The sequence below is a fragment of the Cellulomonas sp. P4_A2 genome, assembly GCF_056402515.1.
In genome coordinates this window covers 41345-57467 of sequence record NZ_JBFUHG010000025.1, presented here as the reverse complement: position 1 = coordinate 57467, position 16123 = coordinate 41345, and the positions used below count along the sequence as shown (strand labels likewise).

Annotated in this window: 14 protein-coding genes and 1 tRNA gene; 5 read left to right on the top strand and 10 right to left on the bottom strand. The window is 69.3% G+C overall.

Annotated features, from left to right (window positions below; genetic code table 11):
• Positions 1-4: 4 nt before the first annotated feature.
• The 3 genes from AC1DUE_RS18900 to AC1DUE_RS18890 form a co-directional block, all read right to left on the bottom strand.
• Positions 5-982: an ABC transporter permease gene (locus AC1DUE_RS18900; RefSeq protein WP_477040950.1), complete on the bottom strand. Its 978-nt coding sequence runs from the start codon at positions 980-982 to the stop codon at positions 5-7.
• 120 nt (positions 983-1102) lie between these two features.
• Positions 1103-2767 carry an ABC transporter substrate-binding protein gene (locus AC1DUE_RS18895; RefSeq protein ID WP_477040949.1) on the bottom strand — a complete coding sequence of 555 codons (1665 nt, stop codon included), beginning with the start codon at positions 2765-2767 and terminating at the stop codon, positions 1103-1105.
• Between the two features lie 57 nt (positions 2768-2824).
• Complete coding sequence (locus AC1DUE_RS18890; RefSeq protein WP_477040959.1) at positions 2825-3832, bottom strand: LacI family DNA-binding transcriptional regulator; 1008 nt, start codon at positions 3830-3832, stop codon at positions 2825-2827.
• A gap of 473 nt (positions 3833-4305) precedes the next feature.
• Here AC1DUE_RS18890 and AC1DUE_RS18885 point away from each other — a divergent pair, with 473 nt between their 5' ends.
• From AC1DUE_RS18885 to AC1DUE_RS18865, 5 genes are all read left to right on the top strand, one after another.
• The gene (locus AC1DUE_RS18885) at positions 4306-5421 is read left to right on the top strand and encodes a LacI family DNA-binding transcriptional regulator (RefSeq protein ID WP_477040948.1); all 1116 of its coding nucleotides are present in this window, start codon (positions 4306-4308) and stop codon (positions 5419-5421) included.
• Between the two features lie 96 nt (positions 5422-5517).
• A complete protein-coding gene (locus AC1DUE_RS18880; protein ID WP_477040947.1) occupies positions 5518-6789 on the top strand; it encodes a sugar ABC transporter substrate-binding protein in 1272 nt (423 codons plus the stop codon).
• Between the two features lie 168 nt (positions 6790-6957).
• Positions 6958-7800: a carbohydrate ABC transporter permease gene (locus AC1DUE_RS18875; RefSeq protein WP_477040946.1), complete on the top strand. Its 843-nt coding sequence runs from the start codon at positions 6958-6960 to the stop codon at positions 7798-7800.
• Positions 7801-7803: 3 nt separating this feature from the next.
• Positions 7804-8718, top strand: a complete 915-nt coding sequence (locus tag AC1DUE_RS18870; RefSeq protein ID WP_477040945.1) for a carbohydrate ABC transporter permease — start codon at positions 7804-7806, stop codon at positions 8716-8718.
• Positions 8719-8721: 3 nt separating this feature from the next.
• Entirely contained in the window at positions 8722-9690 is a 969-nt protein-coding gene (locus tag AC1DUE_RS18865; protein ID WP_477040944.1) for a family 43 glycosylhydrolase, read from the top strand.
• Positions 9691-9991: 301 nt separating this feature from the next.
• Here the strand turns inward: AC1DUE_RS18865 and AC1DUE_RS18860 are convergent.
• The 7 genes from AC1DUE_RS18860 to AC1DUE_RS18830 all read right to left on the bottom strand — a co-directional run bounded on the left by AC1DUE_RS18860 (position 9992) and on the right by AC1DUE_RS18830 (position 16123).
• Positions 9992-10064: transfer RNA gene (locus AC1DUE_RS18860), tRNA-Ala, on the bottom strand.
• Positions 10065-10136: 72 nt separating this feature from the next.
• The gene (locus AC1DUE_RS18855) at positions 10137-10829 is read right to left on the bottom strand and encodes a histidine phosphatase family protein (protein ID WP_477040943.1); all 693 of its coding nucleotides are present in this window, start codon (positions 10827-10829) and stop codon (positions 10137-10139) included.
• Entirely contained in the window at positions 10826-11215 is a 390-nt protein-coding gene (gene rsfS / locus AC1DUE_RS18850; RefSeq protein WP_477040942.1) for a ribosome silencing factor, read from the bottom strand. Before rsfS ends, AC1DUE_RS18855 begins: the two co-directional genes overlap by 4 nt.
• 22 nt (positions 11216-11237) lie before the next feature.
• The gene (locus tag AC1DUE_RS18845; protein ID WP_477040941.1) at positions 11238-12698 is read right to left on the bottom strand and encodes a hypothetical protein; all 1461 of its coding nucleotides are present in this window, start codon (positions 12696-12698) and stop codon (positions 11238-11240) included.
• Between the two features lie 149 nt (positions 12699-12847).
• Complete coding sequence (gene nadD, locus AC1DUE_RS18840; RefSeq protein WP_477040940.1) at positions 12848-13456, bottom strand: nicotinate-nucleotide adenylyltransferase; 609 nt, start codon at positions 13454-13456, stop codon at positions 12848-12850.
• Positions 13457-13691: 235 nt separating this feature from the next.
• Positions 13692-15002: a glutamate-5-semialdehyde dehydrogenase gene (locus tag AC1DUE_RS18835; RefSeq protein WP_477040939.1), complete on the bottom strand. Its 1311-nt coding sequence runs from the start codon at positions 15000-15002 to the stop codon at positions 13692-13694.
• Entirely contained in the window at positions 14999-16123 is a 1125-nt protein-coding gene (locus tag AC1DUE_RS18830; protein WP_477040938.1) for an LLM class flavin-dependent oxidoreductase, read from the bottom strand. The genes AC1DUE_RS18835 and AC1DUE_RS18830 overlap by 4 nt, the downstream gene beginning before the upstream one ends.

The following is a 16123-nucleotide window of genomic DNA, read 5'->3' as shown; positions in this document are numbered from 1 at the left end:
CGGTTCAGGAGACCCGTACGCGCGGGTCGAGACGGACGTAGACGATGTCGACGAGAAAGTTGGCGACGAGCACAGCCGCGGTGATCGTCAGGAAGATCCCTTGCATCAGCGGGTAGTCGAGGCCCTGCACCGCGGCAAGGAGCTGGTAGCCGACGCCGGGATAGGCAAAGACGACCTCGGTGAGCAGCGCACCGCCGATCACGAACCCCAGCGACATGCCGAAGGCGGTGGCCGCGGGGAGCATCGCGTTCCGTGCCGCGTACCGCATCATGATCCGGCCCGGGCGCAGGCCCTTGGCCTCCGCCATCGTGATGTAGTCCTCGGCCGACGTCGCGATCATCGTGTTGCGCATCGCGATCATCCAGCCGCCGATGGAGACGAGCACGATGGTCAGTGCGGGCAGGAACAGGTGCGTACCGACGTCCGTGATGAACTCAGCGTTCCAGCCGGGAGCAGACCCGACGCTGAACGCATGCCGCATCGGGGCCCAGCCGAGCACCAGTCCGAAGATGTACAGCGCCCCCATGGCGAGCCAGAAGTACGGGAACGACCCGATGAACACGAGCATCGGCGGGAAGACCGAGTCGAGGATGCCGCCGCGACGCCATGCCGCGACGATGCCGAGCAGGTTGCCGATGACCACGGCGATGAGCAACGCGGTCCCGCCCAGCAGGAGCGTCCATCCGACCTGGCTCGCGATGACCTCGGACACCGGGGTCGGGAACCGCGAGATCGAGACGCCCATCTGCCCCGTGAAGAAGTTGTGGATGTAGTCGATGTACTGCGCCAGGATCGGGCGGTCGTCGACACCGAACAGCCGTTGGAGCTGGACGATCTGCTCGGGCGTCATCTGGCTCTGCGAGCGGGCGAACATTCTCGAGACGGGATCGCCAGGCATGAACCTTGGCAGGAGGAAGTTCAGGGTGATCGACACCCAGAAGGCGATGAGGTAAAAACCCAGTCGTCTGAGGACGAATCGCACGGCGGGCTCCGATCGAATGGGGTTGAGGCGGTGAGTCGCGACGACGCCCCGCGGGCTGCCCCGSGGGGCGTCGTCGAACAGAGGGGCGAGGATCGCTCACCCGGTTCGCAGTTCGCGAGGTCAGCCCTCGACGGGCTGCAACGTCGTGAGCACCAGGACCGTCGTGGGTGCACGAGTACTCAGCGTCGCGTAGGGGTTGTCCTCGCCCGGCCAGCCGGTGAACCGGACGTCCGTGTAGGCGCCCCACTCAGGGCCGGGGAACAGCGGGACGACCGGTGCCTGTGCGTCGAACTCGGCCTGCAGCTTGTTGACCACGTCGTGCTGCGCAGCCTCGTCGCCCGTGGCGGCGAACTCGGCGAGCAGCGCGTCAGCGGCGGGGTCGCCGAACCGGTGGTAGTTCTCGAACGCCTTCTCCCCCACCGGCTTGACGGTCTCGGTCGACATGACGCCGCGGTAGAACTGATACGGCGTGGGCGCGTTGTTCGACCACACGATGCCGGAGTCGAACGTGCCGTCCTCGTAGCTGGCGACCACGGACGCCCAGTCGGGAGAGTTCACGTTGGCCGTGACGCCGATCTTGGCCAGGTCCTGGCTGATGATGTTGGCGACCGACAGCCAGTCCGAGGACGCCGAACCGACCGAGATGTCGAACGTGAACGGGCTTCCGTCCGGCTTCGTCCGCTTGCCGTCGGCGCCCTTGGTGAAGCCGAGCTCATCGAGCTTGGCGTTGGCGGCATCGACGTCCTGGACCGTCCACGTGCAGGTCTCGACGACGCTGTCGTCCCGCCAGGTGTCGTACCCACCGCTCAGACCTGTGCAGTCGGTCGGGTGCGTGTACCCGTTCATGGCGACCTTGGTGATCTGGTCGCGGTCGATCGCCATGCTCAGGGCCTTGCGCACCTCGACGTCATCGAAGGGCGCCTTCGTGGTGTTGAGCTGCCAGCTGACCAGCGACCCGGTCGGAGGGAACCAGTAGTGGTTGTGCTCGGGGTCCTTCGCGACGAATGCCTTGTCGATGTCCGGGATGAACTGGGGCGCCCAGTCGACCTCACCGTTGGCGGCCGCGAGGTTGGCGCCGTCGTTGCCCGCGAAGGCGAGCATCCGGACGCCGGCGATCTTCTGCTTGTCCGGCTGCCAGTAGTGCGGGTTCTTGAGCAGGTCGAACGACTGGCTCTGGAAGTTGGAGACCTCGGTGTAGGGGCCGGTCCCGATCGGGGTGGCGTTCGTGTCCTTGGCCGGGTCAGAGACCTTCTCCCAGACGTGCTTCGGGATGATGATCTGCTGCCCGATCTCGTAGAGCGCCGGCGAGTACGGGCGGTCGAAGGAGAACTGGACGGTCTTGTCGTCGACCGCTTCGACCGAGCTCACGTAGTCGAAACCACCCATGATCTTCTTCTGGAGGTCGAACGTGTAGACCACGTCGTCCGCGACCAGAGGCTGACCGTCCGACCATTGCACGCCGTCGCGGAGGGTGAATGTGAGACCGGTTCCGTCCGGAGACGCCGTCCATTCCTCGGACAGCCACGGCGTCGTCGACCCGTCAGCAGGGTTGTAGATGAGCATCGACTCGTAGATCGCCTGCTGGGTCATGGGCGCCACGTTCGGCGAGAACGGGTTGAAGTTGCGGTTGAACGTGCCCATGTCTTCGCGCGGGATCGTCAGGAGCTGGCTGCCATCCGCATCCGCGTTGCTCGAGGCGTTCGAGCAGCCGGAGATCAGAAGGGCGCCCGCGAGAGCGACCGCGGAGGCGAGCCAAGCACGCCTCAGGAGGGTAGTTCGTGCCATGATCGTGTTCTTTCCTCTCTTCAACACTGAAGACGAAGGGGCGGGGAGATCTCTCCTCTATGGGGCGATTCGCACTCGCACCGAGGAGCGTTCGAGCAGCGGGCAGCCGATCGTCACCTGTTGTGTGCCGGTCGGCTGTCCAGCTGTGAGAGCGGCGAGCATTGCTACGCCGCGCGCGCCCATCTCCTGAAAGGGAAGGGCGACGGTGGTGAGGGCTGGTCGCAGGTAGGCGGCGATCAGCTCCTGGTTGTCGAACCCGACGACACTGACATCGTCTGGGATGCGCAGGCCCCGCTCTTTGATGGCGTCGTACGCACCCATCGCCATGCGGTCGTTCGCGCAGAACAGCGCCGTGGGCGGCTCCCCCGCGGTGTCCAGAAGTCGAACTGCGGCGTCGTAGCCGCCGTGCGCTGTCGCGTGCCCCGAAGCAACGAGAGCGGGATCGAACTCCACCCTCGCCTCGGCGAGAGCACGTCGGTAGCCGACCTCTCGCCCGACCGCGGCAGGCGTTTCCGGGTCGAGGTTGATGAGTGCGATCCGTCGGTGGCCGGCATCGACCAGATAACGCGTCGCTTCGTAGCCGCCCCCGACCTCATCCGGGACGATGGACGGCAGCACGCCATCGGCGTCGAAGCAGTTCACCAGGACGGTCGGCACCTCATGCAAGGCCTTGGGGACGTGCACTGCACGGTGCCACGTCGCGGCATAGAGGATGCCCTCGACCCTCTGCTCGAGGAGCATCTCGACGGTGGCTGCCTCGTTCTCGCCTTCGCTCTCGGTGGAGGAGATGAGCAGCATCTTGCCCTCGCTCCACGCCTGGTCCTGAGCCCCTTTGATGATGTCGACAGCGAACGGAGCAGTCACGATCTCGGTCACGATGCCGTACCAGTCGCTACGTCGGGCCGCGAGCGCTCGCGCTCCGGCGTTCGGGCGGTAGCCCAGGGCGGCAGCAGCGTCGAGGACCCGACGTCGAGTTTCGGCCGACAAGCTGATGTCAGATCGCCCGTTGAGCACGAACGACACGGCCGTACGCGAGACTCCCGCGCGCTCCGCTACGTCGCCCATGGTGGCGCGCGTCGTCGTTCGTGTCGCCATTGACCAGGCTCTTCCTCGTTGTCCGCTGCGCACTAACGCGCGTTAACGCCGCAGAACTTACGCGCGTTAGTAGGGGCTGTCAAGAACCGTTGGTGGACCTGCACCCGCACCCCCTCGGCTCCACCCGAGCCGTGCTGCCGCTTGCCGGACTAGACAGCGACGCTCCTGCGTCCACATGACAGCGGTGTCACGGACCGTACTCGACGCCGCCCCGCGAAGACGGCGTCGCTGTGCTCTCCGCGGCCGCCTTCGTGCGCATCTCAGCCGTTCTGGTCGGAGGACCCTCTCGAGCCCCCCCAGCTCTTCGAGCTGACCGACAGGGCCACGGGACAGTCGCGTCGGTGGGTGCGCCAGCGTCCGCGCGCCCGGCTCCGTGCTTCCTCCCACTCGTCGGTGGCCCACATTGCGGTTCGATCACGACGCTTGACGTCTCCTGGTGCGGGATGGATGCTTCCCGATGGTCGGTTAATCGATTTATCACTCACGAGGAGGTGAGATGTGTGCCTGTTGCCCGTGTCCGAATCTCGGACGTTGCTGCAGCGGCCGGCGTCTCGACCGCCACTGTCTCGTTGGTGCTGAATGAACGGACAGCGCGAATCTCCCCCGCCACCCAGGACCGCGTCCGGCGCGCGGCGGCGGCGGTCGGGTACACACCGAACTCCGTCGCCCGGGGTCTTCGCACACAGCGCACCCGGACCATCGGCTTGGTCTCAGACACCATCGCAACCACCCCCTACGCAGGCCGGATGCTCTCTGGCGCGCAGGATGCGGCGCGCGAGTACGGCTACCTGGTGTTCCTGGTCGACACGGACGCGGACCCCGCCGTCGAGCGTGAAGCCATCCGCGCACTGGCGGACCAGCAGGTCGACGCGATGATCTATGCCTGCATGTGGCATCGGGTCGTCGACGTGCCGGCGAGCCTGCCTGCCGGCAGCGTCTTTCTCGATTGTCAGCCAGTCTCCGGGGGCTTCCCCGCGGTTGTGCCTGACGACCGCGCCGGCGGTGTGGCCGCGGTGCGTGAGCTCATCGCCGCCGGACACCGCCGGATCGCCTACGTCGATGTCGAGGAATCGGATGCGCCCGTCGCGTCCGTTCTGCGTTGGGAGGGGTATCTCGAGGTCCTCGATGAGGCGGGCATCGTCCCGGACACGGCGCTGCACGTCCGGGGCGCCACCTCCGCCGCTGGCGGACGAGCGGCGACGGACCTCCTCCTCGATCTACCGGAAGGTCGTCGGCCGACTGCCTTGTTCTGCTTCAACGACCGCATCGCCGCCGGCGCATACATCGCCGCGCATCATCGCGGCCTCGAGATCCCGCGGGACCTGTCCATCGTTGGCTTCGACGACCAGCCTCTCGTGGCTGCGGAGCTTGACCCTCCCCTGACGACCGTGGCGCTTCCCCACTACGAGATGGGTCGCTGGGCGGTCGAGGTCGCCCTCGGGACGCGCTCCTCGGATGCTTCCGACGCCGCGTACCTCATGCCTTGCCCGATCGTGCGCCGCGGATCGGTGGGCCCGCCGCCGGCTACAGCTATCAACTCCAGCCGGCGACGAGCCTGACACACACCGTGATCACCGTCGGTGATCGCAGAGCGGGTGCCCCGACATGCAGGTCGGGCACCAAGAGAGGAACCCCCAATGAAACACAGATCCCTCATGACGATCGTAGCCGTGTCCGCCGCGTCAGCTCTGATGCTGTCGGCGTGCGGCCAAGCCGGTCAGGACGACGGCGGATCCGGTGACGGACCCACCACCCTGAAGATGTGGACGCACTCGGCGGGCAACCCGGCCGAGCTCGAGGTGTACAAGAAGATCATCGACGACTTCAACGCGTCCCAGAGCGACTACAAGGTGGTCGAGGAGTCCTTCCCCCAGGGCGCCTACAACGACGCGATCGTCGCCGCAGCAGCTGCAGGCGACCTGCCCTGCCTGCTCGACATGGACGGGCCGATCGTCCCCAACTGGGCCTGGGCGAAGTACATCCAGCCGCTCGGGATCTCTAGCGACATCACCGACTCGTTGCTCCCCACCGCGGTCGGCACCTACCAGGACGAGATCTACGCCGCCGGCTACTGGGACGCCGCTCTGTCGATCTTCGCCCGCAAGTCGGTCCTGGACGCCAACGGCATCCGGATCCCGACGGTCGACGAGCCATGGACCATCGACGAGTTCGACGCTGCGCTCGCCACGCTCAAGACGGCGGGCTACGACACCCCGCTCGACATCGGCGCCGAGGACACGGGCGAGTGGTGGTCCTACGCGTACTCGCCGATGCTGCAGAGCTCCGGCGGTGACTTGATCGACCGCGACACGATGCTCTCCTCGGACGGCGTCCTCAACGGCCCTGAGGCGGTCACCTTCTTCACCTGGTTCCAGGACGCCTTCGCCAAGGGCTATGCCAGCAACACGGGGACGATCGGCAACCAGGAGTTCAACGACGACAAGGCCGCGCTCAGCTACACCGGGGTCTGGAACGCCAAGGACTCCCTCGACGCGGTCGGCGACGATCTGCTGATCCTGCCGCCGCCCGACTTCGGCAACGGCCCCAAGATCGGTGGCGGCTCGTGGCAGTGGGGCATCTCGTCGACGTGCAACTCGGCGGAGGGCGCGCGCAAGTACCTGGAGTTCAGCTTCCAGGACAAGTACATCGCCGAGTTCAGCGACAAGCAGATCGTCATTCCGGCCACGAAGGCCGCCGAGGAGCTCTCGGAGAACTTCGGTGAAGGGGACCCGCTGCGCCCGTTCGTCGAGCTGTCGCAGAAGTTCGCGCTCGCCCGGCCCGCCACTCCGGCCTACCCGGTCATCTCCAGCACGTTCGAGAAGGCGGCCAAGGACATCATGAGCGGCGCCGACGTGCAGTCGACACTCGACGGAGCCGTTCAGGAGATCGACACCAACATCAAGTCCAACGACGGCTACGGCTTCTGATCCAGCCGTCCTGACCGGCGGGGGCAGTGCGCCGCGCTGCCCCCGCCCGATCGGACACGCACCATGACCACCACTTCACGAGCTCCCTCGCGCCCGCCGACAGCACACGGGCGCGTCCGGCCCAGATCTTCGGCCGCCTCGCGCGGGGAGCGACGGTCCGGACTGGCCATGGCGGCCCCGGCGGCCGTGCTCCTGATCCTCTTCCTCATCGTCCCGGTCCTCCTGGCTTTCGGGCTGTCGTTCACCAACGCCCGCCTGATCTCGCCGAACCCCCCGCGGTTCGTCGGGTTCGAGAACTTCGTGCGGGCCTTCACCGAGGACCCTGTGTTCCTGCGGTCGGTGCTCAACACCTTCCTGTTCGCGATCGTCGTCGTCCCGGTGCAGGCAGGCCTCGGCCTCCTGCTCGCGGTACTGGTGAACCAGAAGATCCGGGGCGTCACGTTCTTCCGCATCCTCTACTTCGTCCCGGTCGTCACCTCGATCGTGGTGGTGTCGATCCTCTGGAAGTTCATGTACCAACCGGACGGGCTGATCAACTCGTTCATCGACACGATCACTTTCGGTGCCTGGCAGGGGGCCGACTGGCTCAACAACCCCAAGACCGCACTGCCCGCCATCATCGTGCTGTCGATCTGGCAGGCCGTCGGCTTCCACATGCTCATCTGGCTCTCAGGCCTGCAGACGATTCCCGAGGAGCTCTACGAGGCCGCCCGCATGGACGGCGCCGGAGGATGGCAGCAGTTCACGAGCGTCACCTGGCCCGGCCTGCGCTCGACCATGGTCTTCGTCCTGGTGACCATCACGATCGCCGCCCTCGGCCTGTTCGTGCAGATCGACGTCATCACGCAGGGCGGACCGCAAGACTCGACGACCACGATCGTCTACCACGCCGTGCGCAAGGGATACCGGGAGCAGGAGACCGGCTACGGCGCCGCGATCTCCCTCATCTTCTTCGTCCTGGTGCTTGTCGTCGCGCTGGTGCAGCGCTTCCTGACCCGAGAGAAGGACTGAACCATGACCGCCGTGGTCCCCACCCACGAGGCCCGGACCGAGCAGCAGGTGCGCCGCCGTCGCCGGGTCTGGTCGTACCTCGTCATGACCGGCCTCGGGATCTTCTTCCTGTTCCCGCTCGTGTTCATGTTCGTCTCCAGCCTCAAACCGGACGGACAGATCCTGTCCGACACCAACTCGCTGCGCGCGTTCCTGCCCGTGGGCGACATCAGCCTCGACAACTACGCCGGCGTGTTCGACCGAGTCCCGGTGGGCAGATTCCTGCTCAACTCGATCTTCGTGACCACGGTCATCGTCGGGCTCGGCCTGGTCGTCAACAGCATGTGCGGCTTCGCCCTGTCCCGACTCGAGTGGAAGGGCCGGGGACTGGTGCTCAGCGTCATCATCGCGACGCTCATCGTCCCCTTCGAGACGATCGCCATCCCGATGGTCTACTGGGTCTCGAAACTGCCCACGCTCGTGTTCGAGGGCGCCGTCCCGAAATACGACTTCGGGTGGCTGAACACCTACCAGGTCCAGATCATCCCGTTCATCGCGAACGCCTTCTCGATCTTCCTGTTCACCCAGTACTTCTCGACGATCCCCAAGGCGCTCGACGAGGCAGCCCGCATCGACGGCGCCGGTTGGTTCACCATCTACCGCAAGATCGTCGTCCCCCTCGCCGGCCCCGCGTTCGCCACGGTCGCCATCCTCACGTTCCTGCCGGCGTGGAACTCCTACCTGTGGCCGCTGATGGTCGTGCAGAGCGAGGACCTGCGGCCGGTCATGGTCGGCATGCAGTACTTCTTCCAGCTCAACACGGCCTGGGGTGAGGTCATGGCGTACACGTCGCTGATCACGCTGCCGGTTCTCGCCGTGTTCCTGGTCTTCCAGCGGGCGTTCATCAGCAGCGTTGCCGCCAGCGGCGTGAAGGGTTGATGCATGTTCACGCTTCCTGACTCCTGGGTCTGGGACTTCTGGTTCGCCGACGACGGCGAGTCGCACCACCTGTTCTTCCTCTACGCGTCGCGCGCACTGCACGATCCCGAGGCTCGCCACTACCGGGCCTCGATCGGGCACGCGGTCTCGAGCGACCTGCGGGACTGGAACCGAGTGGCCGACGCTCTCGTCCGGAGCGACGAAGTCGGGTTCGACGACCTGGCCACCTGGACCGGTTCGGTCGTCCGGCATCCGGACGGCACCTGGTTCCTGTTCTATACGGGCTCGACCCTGACCAGCGCCGGCAACGTGCAGAGCATCGGGTACGCCACGTCGCGCGACCTGATGTCCTGGGACAAGTCGGCTGGCAACCCGGTCCTGCGAGCAGACGGGGACTGGTACGAGGTTCTCTCCGACGGGCAGTGGCACGACGAGGCATTCCGCGACCCCTGGGTATTTGCCGACCCGGACGGCGTCGGCTGGCACATGCTCATCACCGCGCGCGCCCGCACGGGCCCCGCTGACGACCGCGGCGTCGTCGGTCATGCCTGGTCTGCGGACCTTCGAAACTGGGTGCTGCGGCCACCCCTGACGGAACCCGGGCAGGGCTTCGGTCAGCTGGAGGTCATGCAGGTCGAGGTCGTCGACGGCGCCCCCGTGATGTTGTTCTCCTGCCTGGCTAGTGACGCTTCCGCGCACCGGCGTGCCACGGGCACCTCGGGCGGCGTCTGGGCAGCCACTGCCACCTCCCTGCTCGGCCCGTACGACGTTGCCGGAGCCCAGCAGGTGACCGACGACCAGCTGTACAGCGGCAGACTGGTCCGCCGTCGTACCGACGGCCAGTGGCTGCTGCTCGCCTTCCACCACACGAGCACTGACGGCTCCTTCGTCGGCGCCGTCAGCGATCCGACGAGCGTCACCTGGAAGGACGGCACGCTGCACCTCACCGTCCCGCCGCAGGTCGCTCGATGATCGGCACGCCTCGGCCGTGGGCGAGTCGCGACTGCTAGCGAATCAAGTGCTAGCGAATCAAGCACCGCTCGCCGAGACCACTTTCCGGCACCTGCGGGGCTTTGTCGGGTCGATCTGCAAGAAGCGGACGTCTGGGCAACCGCGCGCAGCGGTCGATCACGCGGACGCACGTGTGATCGTCGGGCAGTCGAGCACGTGCCGCGGCGAGTCGGTCTCGACCTTGCCGAGCATCAAATGGCCGATGGCCACGTCAGGCTCCTGTCTTCAGGATCCCGGCGTGGCCTCTGACCAGCACTTTCGGTGGAGCTGAGGGGATTCGAACCCCTGACCCCCTGCATGCCATGCAGGTGCGCTACCAGCTGCGCCACAGCCCCGTAGCCCGCCGTGACGGGCCACCACACCCTTGCGGGCGCTCGGAGAGTTTACGACGATCGGCCGCCCAAACGCTAATCGGGGTCCCGGGTCTCGGAGTCGGCGCCGTGACCGGCGTCAGGACCGGCGTTCCAGTCGGAGGACGCGTCGGTCGGGCCGATGTTGTAGCCGACCAGGCGCCAGGCCGGCGCGAAGTCCCCGCGGGTGGCGATGAGCTCGGTCCAGTGGGCGTTGAGCATGCCCGTGAAACCGTGCCAGTCCTGCGGCATGCCCAGCAGCGCGGTGACCGCGGAGCTGATCGCCGAGCCGTGCGAGACCACGACGAGGGTGTCGTCGGCGCCGTACCCGGCCGCGTGCTCCGTGATGCCGGCCAGGACGCGCTGAGCGACCTCCTCGCGGCTCTCCGCGCCGACGCCCGCGGGCTGGCCGCCCGCGCGCCACACGGCGAACTCGTCGGCCCAGTCCCTGCGCAGTTCCTCGCCCGTGAGCCCCTCCCAGACGCCGAACCCGCGCTCACGCAGGCGCGGGTCGACGGCCAGGTCGAGCCCCGAGGCGCGCGCCAGGAAGCTCGCTGTCTCGTGGGCGCGGGAGAGGTCGGAGACGACGATCGCCGTCGGCTCGTGGCGCGCCAGGAGGAGTGCTGCGGCGGTCCGGGCCTGCCAGCGGCCCACGTCGTCGAGCGGGATGTCGACCTGGCCCTGCAGCCGCGCCTGGGAGTTGTAGGCGGTGCGGCCGTGCCGGACCAGGACGAGACGACCCGCCGTCACGCGTCGGTGCCCTCGTCGGTCCCCCGCGCGTCGGCGGGCAGCTCGATGACCGGGCAGTCCTTCCAGAGGCGCTCGAGTGCGTAGTACACCCGGTCCTCGGCGTGCTGTACGTGGACGACGATGTCGCCGAAGTCCACGAGCACCCAGCGGCCCGCGCCCTTGCCCTCGCGGCGGATCGGCTTGGCGCCGAGCTTGAACAGCGACTCCTCGACGGCGTCGACGATGGCCCCGACCTGCCGCTCGTTGCTGCCGGAGGCGATCAGGAACACGTCGGTGAGCACCAGCTGCTCGCTGACGTCCAGGGCGATGATCTCCTCGGCCTTGATGTCGGACGCGGCGCGAGCCGCCGCAACGGCAAGCTCGATGGCACGTTCGGTCGCAGCCACAGGTCTCCTCGAAATCTTGGGGTCAGGCAGGATCGGCGACGAGGCCGAGTGGGGTGTGCACGGCCGAGGCCGATGCGGGTGTCGAGCCGGTGCCCGAGGCGTCGAGCCCGCCGGACCGGCTCCACAGGAGCACGATGAGGAAGCCCAGCACGAACGCGACGAGCGCCAGTGCGAGGAAGTGCAGCCAGGTGTACGGGTGCCGCGGACGGACCTCGTCGTCGTCGTCCTCGTCGTCCTGCGCCGCGGCGGTGGTGGACGCGATGGCGGGGAGCGACTCGGCGAACGGGCTCGCGCCGAAGCCCGTGCCCCCACCCTCCGCACCCGTGCGCGGCGCGGGAACGGTGCCGCCGGCCGCGACCGGGGTCGGCGACCACGCGACGGGACCAGCCTCCGGCGTCGCGGTCGGGCTCGGCGTCGGCGACCAGCTCTGCGTGGGAGCCGGGGCCGGGGCGTCGGTCGGCCTGCTCGTCGCGGGTGCGGTGGCGCGTGCCTGGGCGGCACTGGGCTGCCACGTCGACGTCGATGACGGCGACTCGGCACCGCCTGCCGTGGGCCACGCTGCCGGCGCGGCAGCGGCGGGTGGCGAGGCGATCCAGCTCGGACCGTCGCGACGTGCCGCCGCCGGGCCGCCGGCGTCCGACGAGGTGCTGGACGGACCTGAGGGCTGACCGCCGAAGCCAGGCTGCTGGCCGAACGTCGACGGCTGGCCGACCGTGGACGGCTGGCCGAACGTCGACGGCTGGCCGACCGCGGGCTGGGTGGCCGGGCGCTGCGGCGTCGACGGGCGGGAAGCCGGGCTCGGGACCTGGCTCGGCTGGCCCGGCGCGGGCAGGGCGCTCGTGCGAGCCGGCGGCGTGCTCGTCGGCTGGGGGGAGGACGCCTGGCCGGCGGACGGCTGGCCCGCAGATGGCTGGCCCGCGGATGGCTGGCCGGCGGCCGGCTGCGACGGTGCACCGGGACGGCCCGACGACGTGCTCGGCTGCACGCTCGCGGCGGGGCGGGCCCCGGGCTGCGCGGACGGTGCCTGCCAGGGTGCGGTTGCGGGAGCGGACGACGCGGCAGCGCCCTGGACGGACGTGCGCTGCGGTACCTGCGCGGGGGGCTGTGCGGGCGTGCCGGGCCGTGCCGGGCCTGCCGCGGGAGCGTTCGTCGGCGCCGGGCCTCGCTGGCCCCAGGCGGACTGGGCCGCGGACGGCTGCGCGGTGGACGACTGGGCGGTGGATGGCGTCACCGTGGACGGCCGCGCCTGAGGAGACGGCTGCGGGGCCGGGGCGGGCGTGCGGGACGGGCTCGGCACGGAGCCGCCGGTCGCCGACGGCGCCGGCGACGTCGCCGACCAGGGGGCCGGCCGGGTCGTGGGGGCGGGCTGCGCGGGGGGTCGCTCGCTCGTCGGGTCGAGCGCGGTGTCCCGGATGGAGCGACGGGAACGCGCGACCGCGTCGGTGGCCGGCCCGGAGGCGTCGGGGGTGCTCTGCTCGCGCATCGCGCGCCGTGAGACCGGAGGCGTCGCGGGTGAGCTGGCGGGCGGGGTCGGCTGCGGAGCCGCGGACCCGTCGTCGGGCGCGACACCTTCGACGGATCCCGTCTCGGGCCTGTGGAGCTCGCGGCGACTGCGCCGCTCTCCGGTTTCACTCATGACATTCCTCGATACAACCTGTGCTTGGCGATGTACTGAACAACCCCGTCCGGGACGAGGTACCACACCGGTTGCCCGGCGCTCTCTCGGGCGCGGACATCCGTCGACGAGATCGCCAGGGCCGGGACCTCGAGGACCTGGACGCGATCGCCGGGGAGCCCGTCGACCGACAGCGTGTGCCCAGGGCGGGTGACCGCCACGAACTGCGCCATCGAGAAGAGCTCGTCCGCATCCTTCCACGTCAAGATCTGCGTGATGGCGTCCGCACCCGTGATGAAGAACAGTTCGGCGTCCGGGCGGGTCGTCTTGAGGTCACGCAGGGTGTCGACGGTGTACGTCACACCTTCGCGGTCCACGTCCACCCGGCTCACCGTGAACCGCGGGTTCGACGCCGTCGCGATGACGGTCATCAGGTAGCGGTGCTCGGCGAGCGTGACGGCCTGGTCGAGCTTGAACGTCGGCTGACCGGTCGGGACGAAGACGACCTCGTCGAGGTCGAACCTCGCCGCGACCTCACTGGCGGCGACCAGGTGGCCGTGGTGGATGGGGTCGAACGTGCCGCCCATGACCCCGAGGCGCTGCCTCCGGACGGGCGGGTGCGTCATCGGTCGGTCCCTCCGTCGATCCCGACAGGGGGCCGGGTCAGTGGCGCGTCCCCACGTTCCGGAAGGCGTATGCGGTCAGCAGCATGGCAACCAGCCCGACGAACGCTCCGACGCCGAAGACCCACGGCTCGAAGGGCAGCTCGTTCACGACCTCGGCAGCTTCAGCAGCAACACGCACGACAATCCTCCAGGGGTGGGGCGGGTGCGATCAGTGTCGCACGGTCAACTGTGGTGCTCAGGGTCTGACGTGCCCGTCGCCGTGCACGATCCACTTGGTCGTCGTCAGCTCGCCGAGGCCCATCGGACCCCGCGCGTGCAGCTTCTGCGTGGAGATCCCGATCTCCGCGCCCAGGCCCAGCTGGCCGCCGTCGGTGAACCGCGTCGAGGCGTTGACCATGACCGCCGCGGAGTCCACCTCGGCGACGAACCGCTCCGAGGACGCCAGGTCCCGGGTGACGATCGCCTCGGTGTGCCCGGAGCTCCACGTGCGGATGTGCTCGAGGGCCTCGTCCAGGGAGTCGACGACGCGCACGGCCAGGTCGAGCGACAGGTACTCGGTCGCCCAGTCCTCGTCGGTGGCCGCGACGACGTCCGCCTCCTCGGGTGCCAGGGCGAGCGTCTCCTCGCAGCCGTGGATCGTCACGCCCTCGTCGGCGAGCATCGCGATCGCGACCGGCAGGAACTCGTCGGCCACGGCCCGGTGCACCAGCAGCGTCTCGGCGGCGTTGCACACGCCGACACGCTGCGTCTTGGCGTTCAGCAGGATCGGCAGGGCCATCGCCAGGTCGGCGGTCTCGTCGACATAGACGTGCACGTTGCCCACGCCCGTCTCGACGACCGGGACGGTGGACTCGCGCACGACGGTCTGGATGAGGTCCGCACCCCCGCGCGGAACCAGGACGTCGACCAGCCCGCGCGCGTGCATGAGCGCCACGGCGCCCTCGCGCCCGTAGGAGTCGATCGACTGGATCAGCGCACCGGGCAGGCGCTGCGAGACGAGCGCCCGCGACAGGACGTCGACGATCAGCTCGTTGCTGGCCGCGGCCGCGGACCCACCGCGCAGGATCACCGCGTTGCCGCTCTTGAGCGCGAGCCCGGCGGCGTCGACCGTGACGTTCGGGCGGGCCTCGTAGATCATGCCGACCACGCCCATCGGGACGCGGACCTGCCGCATGCGCAGGCCGTTGGGCAGCGTCGACCCGCGGACCACCTCGCCCACCGGGTCGGGCAGCGCCGCGAGCTCGCGCAGGGCGTCGGCGATCCCCGCGATCCGCTCGGGGGTGAGCGCGAGCCGGTCGAGCAGGCCGGCGGACGTGCCGTTGGCGCGGCCGCGCTCGAGGTCGATCTTGTTGGCCTCGACGATCTGTGGCGTGGCCTCGACGAGCGCGTCGGCCATGGCACGCAGCGCCGCGTCCTTGGTGGCGCGGTTGGCCGTGGCGAGCGTGCGGGAGGCGATCTTGGCGCGCTCCGCGACGGCGCGGACCGCGGCCGTGACGTCGGGCGCCTCGGGTGCTTGCTGGAGCGGCTGCTCGAGCGACGTGGTCATCTGGTCAGGGTAGTCCCGCTGTGCCGGAGTGCGTCCCGCGCGGTCACGCCCGCGTGTACCAGCGGGATGACGTTCTCGCCGAACTCGACCGCGTCCGCGAGCAGGTCGTAGCCGCGCAGGCCGAAGATCTCGAACCCGAGGTCGACGTAGTCCAGCAGGGCGTCGGCCACGGTCCGGTAGGAGCCGACGAGGGCCGTCGCGCTCGTCGGCAGCCCGCCCGCACCCGCGACGGTCGGCGTCCACAGGGCACGGTCGTGCCGCTCCCCCGACGCGGCCAGCTCGGCCAGGCGCAGGTTCGCGGTGTTCTCGGGCAGCTTCCCCGGCTCACGGGGTGCCTCGGTCAGGGTCCGCACCGCGCGCGGCGACGCGAGCTCGTCGATGCGTGCCCGGATCGCGTGCGCCCTGGCCCACGCCTCCTCGTCGGTGGGCGCCACGATCGGCCGGAACGCGATCTGCAGACGAGGCAGCGGGCGGCCCACGGCGGTCGCGAACGAGCGGAGCAGGTCGACCTGGTCCGCGGTCGCGGCCAGCGGTTCGCCGAAGAGCGCGAACACGTCCGCGACGCGTGCACCGACCTCCAGGGCTCGTCGCGACGCCCCGCCCGCCGACAGGCCCGGACGGTGCTCGGTGCGGGCCCGCAGGACGAACTCCTGCGCTCGGTAGTACGGGCCGACGTGCGTGAACGGCTCGGCCGAGGTCCACGACCGCAGGAGCAGCTGCGCGTACTCGGCGAGCCGGTCGTAGCGCGCGTCCTTGTCCAGGTCGTCGCCCTCGGCCCGCTGGTCGCTGGTGAGGCCGCCCGCGATGAGGTGGACCGTGACGCGTCCGCCGGACGCCGCGTGCAGGGTCGCGAAGGTCTTGGCGGCGAACGTGGGCGCCGAGACGTTCGGGCGGTGCGCGACGCGCAGCTGGATGCGGTCGGTGTGTGCCGCCGCCCAGGCCGCCGCCTGCGCGGGGTCGGGGCCGTCGGACGCATAGGGGAACAGGACGTGGTCCCAGTTGCTCGCCTCGTGGGCGCGCACGATCTCCCGTGTGTAGCCGGGGTCCCAGACGGGTCCGACGAGCGGGGTGGTCTCGGTCGACGGGTTGCCGTACCCGGCGCCGAGGAACTCGACGGCCAC